Annotated in this window: 8 protein-coding genes, 2 tRNA genes and 3 rRNA genes; 12 read left to right on the top strand and 1 reads right to left on the bottom strand. The window is 48.8% G+C overall.

What is annotated here, in order from left to right; genetic code table 11:
* The first annotated feature begins 92 nt into the window (after positions 1 to 92).
* The 5 genes from KZE55_RS01085 (at position 93) to rrf (ending at position 5195) form a co-directional block, all read left to right on the top strand.
* Positions 93 to 1668, top strand: a 16S ribosomal RNA gene (locus KZE55_RS01085).
* 86 nt (positions 1669 to 1754) lie between these two features.
* A tRNA-Ile gene (locus KZE55_RS01090) sits at positions 1755 to 1829 on the top strand.
* A 9-nt stretch (positions 1830 to 1838) separates the two neighbouring features.
* Positions 1839 to 1911, top strand: a tRNA-Ala gene (locus KZE55_RS01095).
* A 162-nt stretch (positions 1912 to 2073) separates the two neighbouring features.
* Positions 2074 to 4997, top strand: a 23S ribosomal RNA gene (locus KZE55_RS01100).
* An 81-nt stretch (positions 4998 to 5078) separates the two neighbouring features.
* Positions 5079 to 5195: ribosomal RNA gene (rrf, locus tag KZE55_RS01105) — 5S ribosomal RNA — on the top strand.
* The 16S, 23S and 5S rRNA genes sit together here with 2 tRNA genes alongside, the layout of an rRNA operon.
* A gap of 290 nt (positions 5196 to 5485) precedes the next feature.
* Here rrf and KZE55_RS01110 read toward each other — a convergent pair.
* On the bottom strand, positions 5486 to 5866 hold the full coding sequence (locus tag KZE55_RS01110) for a PaaI family thioesterase (RefSeq protein ID WP_047767687.1): 381 nt from the start codon (positions 5864 to 5866) through the stop codon (positions 5486 to 5488).
* A 32-nt stretch (positions 5867 to 5898) separates the two neighbouring features.
* Here KZE55_RS01110 and menB point away from each other — a divergent pair, with 32 nt between their 5' ends.
* From menB to KZE55_RS01145, 7 genes are all read left to right on the top strand, one after another.
* Positions 5899 to 6720, top strand: coding sequence for a 1,4-dihydroxy-2-naphthoyl-CoA synthase (menB, locus tag KZE55_RS01115; RefSeq protein WP_222258598.1), 822 nt, complete (start codon positions 5899 to 5901; stop codon positions 6718 to 6720).
* Between the two features lie 10 nt (positions 6721 to 6730).
* Positions 6731 to 8146 carry an o-succinylbenzoate--CoA ligase gene (locus KZE55_RS01120; RefSeq protein WP_222258599.1) on the top strand — a complete coding sequence of 472 codons (1416 nt, stop codon included), beginning with the start codon at positions 6731 to 6733 and terminating at the stop codon, positions 8144 to 8146.
* A gap of 22 nt (positions 8147 to 8168) precedes the next feature.
* Positions 8169 to 9353, top strand: a complete 1185-nt coding sequence (locus KZE55_RS01125) for an MFS transporter (protein WP_261313264.1) — start codon at positions 8169 to 8171, stop codon at positions 9351 to 9353.
* Positions 9354 to 9502: 149 nt separating this feature from the next.
* Positions 9503 to 10057, top strand: coding sequence for a TetR/AcrR family transcriptional regulator (locus KZE55_RS01130; RefSeq protein ID WP_222258601.1), 555 nt, complete (start codon positions 9503 to 9505; stop codon positions 10055 to 10057).
* A gap of 207 nt (positions 10058 to 10264) precedes the next feature.
* On the top strand, positions 10265 to 10528 hold the full coding sequence (locus KZE55_RS01135; protein WP_222258603.1) for a hypothetical protein: 264 nt from the start codon (positions 10265 to 10267) through the stop codon (positions 10526 to 10528).
* A gap of 163 nt (positions 10529 to 10691) precedes the next feature.
* Positions 10692 to 12554 (top strand): TerB N-terminal domain-containing protein, encoded by a 1863-nt coding sequence (locus tag KZE55_RS01140; protein WP_222258605.1) that lies wholly within the window; start codon positions 10692 to 10694, stop codon positions 12552 to 12554.
* A gap of 6 nt (positions 12555 to 12560) precedes the next feature.
* Positions 12561 to 13904 (top strand): ATP-binding protein, encoded by a 1344-nt coding sequence (locus tag KZE55_RS01145; protein ID WP_222258607.1) that lies wholly within the window; start codon positions 12561 to 12563, stop codon positions 13902 to 13904.
* The last annotated feature ends 10 nt before the right edge of the window (positions 13905 to 13914 follow it).

The following is a 13914-nucleotide window of genomic DNA, read 5'->3' on the forward strand; positions in this document are numbered from 1 at the left end:
GGGTCTCTAATCACTTTGGTGATTGGAGCAAAACATTTGCGAAGTCAATTCGCTTAATTAATTTGAATTAGAGCTATTCAAGTTCTTATATTTTATATGAGAGTTTGATCCTGGCTCAGGATGAACGCCGGCGGTGTGCCTAATACATGCAAGTCGAGCGCACTGGCCCAACTGATATGACGTGCTTGCACTGATTTGACGATGGATTACCAGTGAGCGGCGGACGGGTGAGTAACACGTGGGCAACCTACCCTAAAGCGGGGGATAACATTTGGAAACAGGTGCTAATACCGTATAACTACGAAAACCACATGGTTTTCGTATCAAAGATGGTTTCGGCTATCACTTTAGGATGGGCCCGCGGTGCATTAGCTAGTTGGTAGGGTAACGGCCTACCAAGGCAATGATGCATAGCCGAGTTGAGAGACTGATCGGCCACAATGGAACTGAGACACGGTCCATACTCCTACGGGAGGCAGCAGTAGGGAATCTTCCACAATGGGCGCAAGCCTGATGGAGCAACACCGCGTGAGTGAAGAAGGGTTTCGGCTCGTAAAACTCTGTTGTTGAAGAAGAACGTGCATGAGAGTAACTGTTCATGCAGTGACGGTATTCAACCAGAAAGTCACGGCTAACTACGTGCCAGCAGCCGCGGTAATACGTAGGTGGCAAGCGTTATCCGGATTTATTGGGCGTAAAGCGAGCGCAGGCGGTTGCTTAGGTCTGATGTGAAAGCCTTCGGCTTAACCGAAGAAGTGCATCGGAAACCGGGCGACTTGAGTGCAGAAGAGGACAGTGGAACTCCATGTGTAGCGGTGGAATGCGTAGATATATGGAAGAACACCAGTGGCGAAGGCGGCTGTCTGGTCTGCAACTGACGCTGAGGCTCGAAAGCATGGGTAGCGAACAGGATTAGATACCCTGGTAGTCCATGCCGTAAACGATGAGTGCTAGGTGTTGGAGGGTTTCCGCCCTTCAGTGCCGCAGCTAACGCATTAAGCACTCCGCCTGGGGAGTACGACCGCAAGGTTGAAACTCAAAGGAATTGACGGGGGCCCGCACAAGCGGTGGAGCATGTGGTTTAATTCGAAGCTACGCGAAGAACCTTACCAGGTCTTGACATCTTGCGCTAACCTAAGAGATTAGGCGTTCCCTTCGGGGACGCAATGACAGGTGGTGCATGGTCGTCGTCAGCTCGTGTCGTGAGATGTTGGGTTAAGTCCCGCAACGAGCGCAACCCTTGTTACTAGTTGCCAGCATTCAGTTGGGCACTCTAGTGAGACTGCCGGTGACAAACCGGAGGAAGGTGGGGACGACGTCAGATCATCATGCCCCTTATGACCTGGGCTACACACGTGCTACAATGGCCGGTACAACGAGCAGCTAACCCGCGAGGGTGTGCAAATCTCTTAAAGCCGGTCTCAGTTCGGACTGCAGTCTGCAACTCGACTGCACGAAGTCGGAATCGCTAGTAATCGCGGATCAGCATGCCGCGGTGAATACGTTCCCGGGCCTTGTACACACCGCCCGTCACACCATGGAAGTTTGCAATGCCCAAAGTCAGTGGCCTAACCATTTTGGAGGGAGCTGCCTAAGGCAGGGCAGATGACTGGGGTGAAGTCGTAACAAGGTAGCCGTAGGAGAACCTGCGGCTGGATCACCTCCTTTCTAAGGAATAAAACGGAACCTATACATTAGTTGAAACTTTGTTTAGTTTTGAGAGGTTTACCTTTCAAAACACATGACGCTTATTTGGGCCTATAGCTCAGTTGGTTTAGAGCGCACGCCTGATAAGCGTGAGGTCGATGGTTCAAGTCCATTTAGGCCCATCATATTTTGGGGAATTAGCTCAGCTGGGAGAGCACCTGCTTTGCAAGCAGGAGGTCATCGGTTCGATTCCGTTATTCTCCATTGCTAGTCGTAAGGCTAGCAGAGCTTGTACTTTGAAAACTAAATAATATCTAATTTCTTTATTAATCAAAACAATAAACCGAGAACACCGCGTTATTTGAGTTTTATTAACGAAATAATCGCTAACTCAATTAATCAAGGTGATCACGAAGTGATCATCAAGGTTAAGTTATGAAGGGCGCATGGTGAATGCCTTGGTACTAGGAGCCGATGAAGGACGGGACAAACACCGATATGCTTCGGGGAGTGGTAAGTACACTTTGATCCGGAGATTTCCGAATGGGGAAACCCAACCAACTTAGTCGTTGGTTATCTGACTAGTGAATTCATAGCTAGCAGAGGGAAGACGCAGTGAACTGAAACATCTCAGTAGCTGCAGGAAGAGAAAGAAAAATCGATTCCCTGAGTAGCGGCGAGCGAAAGGGGAAGAGCCCAAACCAGTGAGCTTGCTTACTGGGGTTGTAGGACTGAACAATGGAGTTACCAAAATGCGACGTAGTCGCAACAGCTGGGAAGCTGTGCCAGAGAGGGTGATAGCCCCGTAGACGAAACGTCACATTCTCCGTTCAGGATCCTGAGTACGGCGGGACACGTGAAACCCCGTCGGAAGCTGCGAGAACCATCTCGCAAGGCTAAATACTACCTAGTGACCGATAGTGAACCAGTACCGTGAGGGAAAGGTGAAAAGCACCCCGGAAGGGGAGTGAAATAGTTCCTGAAACCATGTGCCTACAAGCAGTCGGAGCCCGTTAATGGGTGACGGCGTGCCTCTTGCAGAATGAACCGGCGAGTTATGATTGCATGCAAGGTTAAGGTAGGAAAACCGGAGCCGTAGCGAAAGCGAGTCTTAAATGGGCGTATGAAGTATGTAGTTATAGACCCGAAACCAGGTGACCTACCCATGTCCAGGTTGAAGGTGCGGTAAAGCGCACTGGAGGACCGAACCCGTGTCAGTTGAAAATGGCTGGGATGAGGTGTGGGTAGCGGTGAAATTCCAAACGAACTTGGAGATAGCTGGTTCTCTCCGAAATCTCTTTAGGGGGAGCCTTGAGGAAAAGAATCGTGGAGGTAGAGCTACTGTTTGGACAAGGGGCCCGTCATGGGTTACCAACTTCAGATAAACTCCGAATGCCATCGATTTATCCTCAGGAGTCAGACGATGAGTGATAAGATCCACCGTCGAAAGGGGAACAGCCCAGATCACCAGTTAAGGTCCCTAAATATATGCTAAGTGGAAAAGGATGTGGAGTTGCATAGACAACTAGGATGTTGGCTCAGAAGCAGCCACCATTTAAAGAGTGCGTAATAGCTCACTAGTCGAGTGATTCTGCGCCGAAAATGTACCGGGGCTAAGCATATTACCGAAACTGTGGATGTGCACTACGTGCACGTGGTAGGAGAGCGTTCTAAGGGCGGCGAAGTCAGACCGTGAGGACTGGTGGAGCGCTTAGAAGTGAGAATGCCGGTATGAGTAGCGAAAGACAGGTGAGAATCCTGTCCACCGAATGACTAAGGTTTCCTGGGGAAGGCTCGTCCTCCCAGGGTAAGTCGGGACCTAAGCTGAGGCCGAGAGGCGTAGGCGATGGATAACAGGTTGAGATTCCTGTACCAGTTGAATGCGTTTGAATGATGGAGGGACGCAGGAGGCTAAGCGAACCGCATGATTGGAAGAGTGCGGCCAAGCAACGAGTCAGTAACTGAGTCAAATGCTTAGTTGCGGGTTGACGAGTTGTGATGGGGAGTGAAATTATAGTAACGAAGTCGCTGATGTCACACTGCCGAGAAAAACTTCTAGTGAGTATTCAACTGCCCGTACCGCAAACCGACACAGGTAGTCGAGGAGAGAATCCTAAGGTGAGCGAGAGAACTCTCGTTAAGGAACTCGGCAAAATGACCCCGTAACTTCGGAAGAAGGGGTGCTGGCCGCAAGGCCAGCCGCAGTGAAAAGGCCCAGGCGACTGTTTATCAAAAACACAGGTTTCTGCAAAATCGTAAGATGAAGTATAGGGGCTGACGCCTGCCCGGTGCTGGAAGGTTAAAAGGATGGGTTAGCGTAAGCGAAGCTCAGAATTGAAGCCCCAGTAAACGGCGGCCGTAACTATAACGGTCCTAAGGTAGCGAAATTCCTTGTCGGGTAAGTTCCGACCCGCACGAAAGGCGTAACGATCTGGGCACTGTCTCAACGAGAGACTCGGTGAAATTGAAATCCCTGTGAAGATGCAGGGTACCCGCGACAGGACGGAAAGACCCCATGGAGCTTTACTGTAGCTTGATATTGAGTGTTTGTACTGCTTGTACAGGATAGGTAGGAGCCATAGAAAGCGGAACGCTAGTTTCGCTGGAGGCGCTGGTGGGATACTACCCTTGCATTATGACCACTCTAACCCGCAGCACTGAACGTGCTGGGAGACAGTGTCAGGTGGGCAGTTTGACTGGGGCGGTCGCCTCCCAAAAGGTAACGGAGGCGCCCAAAGGTTCGCTCAGAATGGTTGGAAATCATTCGCAGAGTGTAAAGGCACAAGCGAGCTTGACTGCGAGACAGACAGGTCGAGCAGGGACGAAAGTCGGGCTTAGTGATCCGGTGGTTCCGTATGGAAGGGCCATCGCTCAACGGATAAAAGCTACCCTGGGGATAACAGGCTTATCTCCCCCAAGAGTCCACATCGACGGGGAGGTTTGGCACCTCGATGTCGGCTCATCGCATCCTGGGGCTGTAGTCGGTCCCAAGGGTTGGGCTGTTCGCCCATTAAAGCGGTACGCGAGCTGGGTTCAGAACGTCGTGAGACAGTTCGGTCCCTATCCGTCGCGGGCGTAGGAAATTTGAGAGGACCTGTCCTTAGTACGAGAGGACCGGGATGGACATACCGCTGGTGTACCAGTTGTTCCGCCAGGAGCACCGCTGGGTAGCTATGTATGGACGAGATAAACGCTGAAAGCATCTAAGTGTGAAACTCGCCTCGAGATGAGATTTCCCATTCCCTTCGGGGAAGTAAGACCCCACAAAGATGATGTGGTAGATAGGATGGAAGTGGAAGTGCAGTGATGCATGGAGCGGACCATTACTAATCGGTCGAGGACTTAACCAAGGAAGAGCGGTTAGGTTTGTTGGTGAGGTTAGATATTGTTTAGTTTTGAGAGCGCAAGCTCTCGTCTCAGAAGAGACGAAGTGTGGTGATGATGGCTTGAAGGATACACCTGTTCCCATGCCGAACACAGAAGTTAAGCTTCAACACGCCGAAAGTAGTTGGGGGATCGCTCCCTGCGAGGATAGGACGTTGCCACGCCAAGATGACCGTGCTTAATTGCACGGCCTTTTTTATTATCGTTTGTGAGACATATGTCGATAATAAATACCCCTGTTTCAAAAGTGAATATATCTCCCTAGAGAATATATTTTGGATAGTTAGGGCATTTCATTTTTAAGTGTTGGATTGATCTTCGATTCTTTATAAATTTGATGGTGGCCTAGCATATTCAGTTACATAAAATGCGTCCAACAATTATTGTGAAATCTTTAACTAATGAAGGTGAACGTTTTAAGTATATATGAAGTCCCAATTGAAATTAGCCTGATTTAAATTTGTGGCTTTGGCCGGTTGGCAAGAGTAACGGTACTCGTGCTTGTCAGGTGGGTGCCGTTAAACTCTTTAACGAACCACGTTTGAATCGTACGACCACGCTTTAATGGCTGGGCCTTAACAATTATTTCTCCTGATGCTACCGGTAGTAAATGCTCTGTGGTAATATTGACACCGATGGCAACCTGTTCACGATTCTGCCGGTTCAGCCAAGCGTTTGCGGCTAATGATGCAGCGGTTTCGGCAAGGACGGCGTTGATTCCGCCGTGGACGATTCCGTATGGCTGCATTAACCTATCACTGACGTCAATAGTGATTATCGCTTGGTCAGCAGTGACAGATTGGGGATGGATTCCAAGGTTTTCTAATAAGTTCATAAAAAGACCTCACTTAAAGGAGAAGATTTAACATGACAACAGTTGATTGGCAACCGGTTAAAGAGTACTCAGAGATTATTTTTGAACGCGCAGGAAAGATTGCTAAAATTACGATGAACCGGCCTAAGAAGATGAACGCCTTTACGCCGGTCACAATTCAAGAAATGATTGACGCTTTCACCATTTGCCGGGATGACAGTACAATTGGGGTAATTATTTTGACCGGTGCTGGCGACAAGGCTTTTTCCTCTGGTGGTGACCAAGGTGTTCGGGGTAATGGTGGTTACGTGGGCCCTGACAAAATTGCCCGCTTAAACGTTTTGGACCTCCAGCACCTCATTCGGATTATCCCTAAACCAGTAATCGCAATGGTTAAAGGCTGGTCCGTTGGCGGTGGAAATATCTTGCAGCTTGTCTGTGATCTTACCATTGCGGCAGATAACGCTAAGTTTGGCCAAACAGGTCCTAAAGTCGGTAGCTTTGACGCCGGTTATGGTTCTGGGTATCTTGCCCGGGTAATTGGTCATAAGCGGGCAAAGGAAGTATGGTTCCTGAACCACTTCTACAGCGCCGAAGAGGCCTACCAGATGAACTGGATCAATAAAGTTGTCCCACTAGACCAGGTAGAATCTGTAACCCTGGACTGGTGTAATGAGATTCTCAAGAAGTCACCGACCGCACTGCGTTTTATCAAGGCGGCAATGAATGCCGATACCGATGGGCTTGCCGGTCTGCAACAGCTTGGTGGAGATGCCACAATGCTATTTTACACCACTGATGAGGGTAAAGAGGGCCGGGACGCCTTCAATGAAAAACGGCAGCCAAATTTCGACCAGTTCCCTAAGTTTCCATAGGTTATAAGCAATGGAAACACAAAATTGGTTGTTAAAACAAGCAAGTACCCAACCTGATAAGGTCGCCGTTACTGACGGGACCAGTACCCTGACCTTTCGCCAGGTAAAGGACCAGGTGGAACAGATTGCAGGGAAATTAAAACAGCTGCACCCTGGTCCACGGGTGGGCATGCTTGCCGACAATAGTATTGAAAGTTACAAAATTGCCCTTGCCATCTTATGTAGTGGACGGACAATTGTCTGGCTTAACTGGCGGCTTGCTGATGAGGAGCTTCAGCGGCAGATCAGCGACAGTAGCCTTGCCGTCTGCCTGGTGGCTGATTCTTTGTGGCAGTCAACAATGGACGAACGCTTCGTGAGCTATCAAGGTTTGTCTAATTCAACAGCAAGGCGGACCGCACTGATTCCATCCTTTGACTATGACCGGGTTGCTAGTATTATGTATACTTCCGGAACGACGGGGGCACCTAAGGGCGTCTTACAGACCTTTGGCAACCACTTTTACTCCGCTGTTTCATCGGCTCTTAACCTAGACCTAACAAGCGACGACGAATGGCTTTGTGTGGCCCCTATTTTCCATATTAGTGGTTTCTCAATCATTATGCGGGGCCTAATTTACGGAATGACCGTTCGCATCGTTGATAAATTTCGGGCCCTTAAAGTTGAAAACATCTTAGTGAATGAGCCAGTTACAATAATGTCGGTTGTTCCTTTCATGTTGAAAAAGCTATTGGCGCGCTTAACAGAAAGCCACCGTCACTATAACCATGCTTTTCGTTGTATGCTACTGGGCGGGGGGACGGTTGATCGACCGACGCTTGTTAAGTGTCAGAAACTATCGATCCCGGTCGTTCAGTGTTACGGAATGACGGAAACCTGTTCACAAATAGTTGCCCTGCGCGCGCAAGACATCCTAAAAAAGCTGGGATCCGTTGGGCAGCCGCTCTTTACGACTCAGTTAAAGCTGAGTAAAAGTGGGGAAGTCCTTTTGAAAACGCCGGCCTTAACCCCCGGTTATCTTAACCTACCAGAAAAGTTGCCTGCTAAGATGGTGAATGGCTGGTACCAAACCGGAGATATTGGCCACCTTGATAGTGATGGTTACCTCTACATTGATGGTCGTCGGGACGAAATGTTAATCTCTGGCGGCGAGAATATCTTTCCTGAAGAAGTTGAACAAGTCTATCAACAGTACCCAGGAATTGACGCAATTGCAGTGGTCGGGAAAACTAATCCTGAATGGGGACAAGTGCCAGTGGCCTTTGTGGTCAGTCAACGGCAGTTAGATCCCCAGAAGCTAATTCACTTCGGTTACCAGCACTTGGCACATTACAAGGTTCCTCATCAATATATTAAGGTTTCCTCATTACCAACGAATGCTAGCGGTAAGGTGCAACGTTTCTTATTACGACAACAGTTATCATAATTTTAAGGTGTGAATCTATACAATGATTAATCGTGACAATCAAGTAGGGATAAAACGTTTCTGGTCGTTTATTGTTCTGTACTTGGGCTACATGCTTTTATTTGCGGACCGGACGGTAATGAACATTTCGCTTGCCTATATTGGAAAAGACTTCCACGTCGGTGCTGCCGCTCTTGGTGCGACCGCCAGTGCCTTCTTTTTAGGCTACACTTTGATGCAAATTCCGGGTGGCTACCTAACGGACTTATTGGGAAGCAAGCGCATGGTCATTATTGCCCTAATTGCCTGGTCAGCGATGACGATGGTGACAGGACTTGCCTGGTCACTGGCGGCATTGATTGCTATTCGTTTCCTGTTTGGAATTGCGGAGGGACCTTACCCATCGGCCGCGTTAAAGCAAATTTCTGAAAATTACGATAAGAAGGTGAAGTCGCAGGCAACATCGGCCTTGATTTCGTCAAATTATGCGGGAGCAGCAGTCGCGCCGTTGATTATCGTCCCAATTATTGCTAACAGCAGCTGGCGGCAGGCCTTTATTTGGCTAGGAATCGGGGGAATTGTAATTACCTTGGTATATTACCTGTTAGAACGGCCTCTCAAGAGCATCCGCAAAGAAGTCGCGGCGCGCCCGCAAATTAAGTGGCAGAATATTGATTATCGCGTGTGGGTATTCGTAATTATCGGCTTAGCCTTAAATGTTATTACGAAGGGGTTGGAAGCCTGGATGCCCGTTTACTTCTTACGTGAGCAGGGGATTAACTTAAAGAGCCTGGCCTGGCTCGTTCCGCTGCCAGTTATCTCTGGTGGAATTGCGGCCTTTAGTGCCGGTTTTATCATGGTTCACTTATTCAAGCATCGTGAACGGTGGTTAATAATCATTGCTTCTTTCCTTACATTGGTCTTTATGTTTGGCCTGTTTAAATCATCTTCACTAGTTTGGATCGTTATCTTTGAGGTCCTTATTTACTTTGTAAAATCCCTCGCCTTTACCGGAATTTTCAGTTTCACGGCGCAAATCTTATCGGAAAAGAGCTATGGATCATCGATTGGAATTGTGAACTTCGGTGGCCAGCTTGGCGGTTTTATTGGCCCACTACTAATTGGGGGAATTGTGCAGATGACTTCCTCATATTCAGCCGCCTTCTTAGGGCTAGTGTTCAGTGCGGTCCTGGCAGTGCTCGCCTGCTTATTCATTCGCAGAGCATAGGATATTGATTTTAACAGACGACATTGATTTAATAGTAGTTATTAGTAAGAACAGCGTCTTACCTTGTTAAGGTGGTTTCTTTTTGATTGGTTAGGCGCTTATATTATAATTATTACTTGTAAGACTCATTTGAAGAAGGGAATGTTCAAATGACTGAAGATTTACGAGTGATGAGGACCAAACGGTCAATTAAGGTTGCCTTTGCTAAGTTGGTTAATGAAAAGGGCTTTGCTAACGTTACTGTCAAGGAAATTGCGGAACGGGCGATTATTAACCGGCAGACATTCTATAACTATTATCAGGATAAGTATGATTTGACCGAGCAACTTAATGATGAATACCTGGCCGTATTTAAGCGAATTATTGCAAAACGGCTAGTAAATATCCAGCCCGAAAATCATCGGCTACCACTGCTGAGTGATTTGTACCAAAGTGACGAGTTTAGTGTCTTGTGGGATTCTCGCGAAATTCTTTTAGCCTTGTTGTCTATCCAGTATGATCAGAAGAGTTTCAGCGCCCGCCTTCAGAAACTATTTATTAAAATGATTCAAAAGGAGTTGCCGGTCGAGCTTTCCGACATCGATATTACGATTATTGGTAGCTTTTACATCGACATGGTTACTTTTATTGTTAAGAATAACGTCAAGTTAACTGATCAGGAACTAGCTAACTTACGAAAAGCCCTGACTCTTCTTATTCAGTAATAAACTTCGACACTTTTCGTTATTGTGTCCTAATTGATGACTGATTGTTTGATAGTGTTTAATAAGCGACATTTATTGAATTATCAACGATTGTTTCTCTATTTAACCGGTCTAGTATAGAAAGTGAAGAGAAGCCAAAAGAACTGCAATTATTTCAGTGATTCGAACTTCTAACTTTCATGTGACTGATTAAAGGAGGGATTCGTTATGTTTCAGACTTTCTTTTGGATTTTAGCGATTTGGTTCATTATTAATGTCATTTGGATGTGGTTTAAGCTCAATGACCAGATATTACAAAAGCGGTTTGCTTGGATTAATGTTGTCGCCATAATCATAGGCTTCTGGGTTTACTATGGCGTGACCCACGATGCCGGAGGGATTGCTCCGTGGTTCATCACGATGAACTGGGTCAACGTGGTAATTGCCATCATCCAGTTCTACTTTGGTTACCGGAAGAACAATTCACAATAGATTCACTATTCCCCTAGTACAAGTAATCACTAAAAGGACCGTTGGCGCTCAAGCTGTTGAGCATCAGCGGCCCTTTTCGTGTTGGTCAAAGTTTTGCACGTAACATTTCACAAGAAATCTAATTCTTGATATAATCTGAACGTATGTACGGGAGGGGAGAGAAATGGATTACCAGTCACTGACCAAACTAATCAGTAACAAGTATGGTTTGCGGTTCACCGCGCTGCCGACTAACGGTAGTGCTAAACAGGGCCTTTCACTAAAACCCGGTTTGGCGCCCTTCATCGTCCTCGACCCGGCTAAACCGGTCCGTATCGACGCTCAGTGCTTTAGCTTTGCTGATGCGATTCGTGACCTTCCTGGATTTGGCCCTGCCTTCTTTCACCGTAATGAACAATGGGTTGGTTTTACCCTGGAAAAGGTGAGCGACCAGGCCAGTGAAAACATTATTGACTACTCCTTTAAAGCAGCAGTGAATGCTGGTAAAGAAGTCGTGCACCAGCAACAGTACGTGGTCTTACCGGAAAATGACGCCGAGGGAAAGTACCAGGCCCAGTCGATTCCGCAACCAACCAAGCGCCGTTCCCAGCCCGCTAAACCGGCCGTTCCCAAGAAAATTGAGGAGGCCCTGGTGGCCTATGATTACAGCCTCTTGCCAGGATTGCGACGGGACAAGAACTTCTATGACCAGGGGCAAATCCTCGCCGACTACCAGGACGATTTTGATCAGCCGGTACCCTTAAAACGCTACTTTCCGACCTACCACATGTTAAGTGTCGACCAGCTGCGGACGTACTTTACCTGGCGGACCAAGCTTCGGCAGGGAACCTTTACCCCGGTTTCGACCTCGTACGCTTATATTTACATCTACGAGCTCCTCAACAACATTGGTGTGGCTTCCCCAATGGCGGGCTTTAAGCAGTTGACCGAATTCCGGAATGAATACGCTGGCCATTTTGACGGTAAAATGGGGGATTACTTAGACCGCTGGCTGCGCGACTACGTTCTTTACTACCGACTTGACCATGCGCTAGCAAACAAGGCCTTTGCGGCTGAGATTGCGGCGGACCGTGACTACCATGTTTTGCTCCACCCGGATGAGTACGATGCAACGGACCTGGTTGCCGTCTTCAAGCGGCACGCGACCTACCTGGACCACAGTCGGTTATACCAAAAATCAGCCGACCACTTTACGGCCCTGTTAAAGGTGATCTGGCAGGAGATTCTCAATTTACCAGACAAGGAGGGGCAAAAGTACTTTGACCACCACGTTGCCAGTCAGCAGCTGACGACCAACTACTTCTTTGGCAACGCAGTTTTTTACTTCCACCCCCAGCAGCAGATGGCAGAGTACCCGCTTGATTCGGTCCGGCGTTACCGCTTTAAGGGTCGCCAATACTACTGCCTTTCCATGCGGGCCCAACCGAATGAGAAGCAAAACCTCAACGCCTTACTTCACGAGGTCGATCGGCTCGTCCGGCTACGGTTTAACCTTGGTCGCCCTCTGAAGGCCCGCTGGCTGCCGGCCGTAATTCTAAATGCCATTGACCAGGGAATTCGTACCTATCAACGCCAGCTCAAAGAAGCTCAGCGGCCCAAGGCCCACATCGACCTGGGCGGGATTAACCAGATTCGTCAGGATGCGGCGGTCACCCAGGAGAGCCTGCTGACCGATGAGGAACGGCAAGCGATTAAAGAGGACCGGGAAGAATTAGTGGCAGCGCAGAAAACGACGCCGGCACCGGCTCCTTCCCAGCCACAACCGACAGCTCCAGCTGCGGAGCCAGTTTCGATGAACCTTGACGCTGACCAGGCCTTCTTATTACGGGCTCTCTTGATGGGGGAACCATGGAAGGACTACTTGAAAAAACACCACCTGATGGTCTCAATCGTTGCCGACCAGATTAACGAAGCCCTTTTTGACGAAATTGGTGATGACGTGATTGAATTTAACCAGGACGACCAACCAGCAATTATTGAAGACTACCGGACGGACCTGGAAAAAATGTTTTCAGATAAGGAGTGATTTTAAATGGCAGAACGGACAAGACAACGGGTGCCCAAGCGGATTGCGCAGACAGTCCTACATTCCCTTAAGGCCGGAGTGGTTCCCCGAATTGGCCTCCCTTACATTACAGTCGGGCGGAGGGATGAAATTGCGGCCCTCCTGCATGACTTCGGAGTCGTTGCCGAGGGTGGGGCTTCCTTCCACTTTATTGTCGGTCGCTATGGTGCGGGGAAGAGTTTTCTCCTTCAGGCGGTCCGCAACTACGTGATGGATAAGAACTTCGTGGTCGTGGATGGCGACTTGTCGCCTGAACGACGGCTACAGGGAACCAAGGGTCAGGGCCTGGCAACCTACCGGGAATTAATCCAGAACCTCGCAACCAAGACCCGACCAGAAGGGGGCGCACTGACTTTAATCCTCGATCGCTGGATTGATACTGTCCTTCAGGAAGTGGCCAGTGAGACGAGCTTGGATGAGGATGACCCGCAATTCACCGCGGCCGTTGATGAGAAGATTGATGCGGTAATTGCCTCCCTCAGCGAGCTTGTCCACGGGTTCGACTTTGCCAAGCTCCTGAACATGTACTACCACGCCTATGTTGATGACGATGATGAAACGAAGGCGAAGGTAGTCAAGTGGTTCCGCGGCGAGTACACCCATAAGACCGAGGCCAAGCAAGAACTTGGCGTTAGCATTATCATTGACGACAGTGACTGGTACGAATACCTGAAGCTCTTCGCCCGTTTCTTCCGCCAGGCCGGCTATGCGGGGCTGGTGATCATGATTGATGAGCTGGTCAACATTTACAAGATCCCGAACAGCATCAGTCGCCAGTATAACTACGAAAAGATTTTGACCATGTATAACGACACTCTCCAGGGGAAGGCCAAGTACCTTGGTATCCTGATGTGCGGGACCCCGCAGGCCGTTGAGGACCACCGCCGGGGTGTTTACAGTTACGAGGCGCTGCGTTCACGGCTGACGGAAGGAAAGTTTGCCCACGTCGGTGCCCAGGACATGTACGCACCGGTGATTAAGCTGGAGCCACTGACGGCTGAAGAGATGTTGGTCTTAACTGAAAAGCTGGCCGACATGCACGCCCGTCTTTACGGCTACGACCGGCAGATTACCGAAGAAGAATTGGCCAAGTTTATCAAGATTGAGTATGGGCGGATCGGTGCCGATACCAAGATTACACCCCGGGAGGTCATCCGGGACTTTATCGAACTACTGGACATCGTTTACCAGAACCCTAAGACAACGGTCAGTGACCTTCTTGACTCTGAACAGTTCACCGGCATGGATGATGATTCAACTGACGATGGCGGTGGTAAGCAAGAGAAAAACTACACGGAGTTTACGATTTAGAATGGGGGAA

Source organism: Limosilactobacillus panis (assembly GCF_019797825.1).
GTDB classification, from domain to species: Bacteria; Bacillota; Bacilli; order Lactobacillales; family Lactobacillaceae; genus Limosilactobacillus; species Limosilactobacillus panis_A.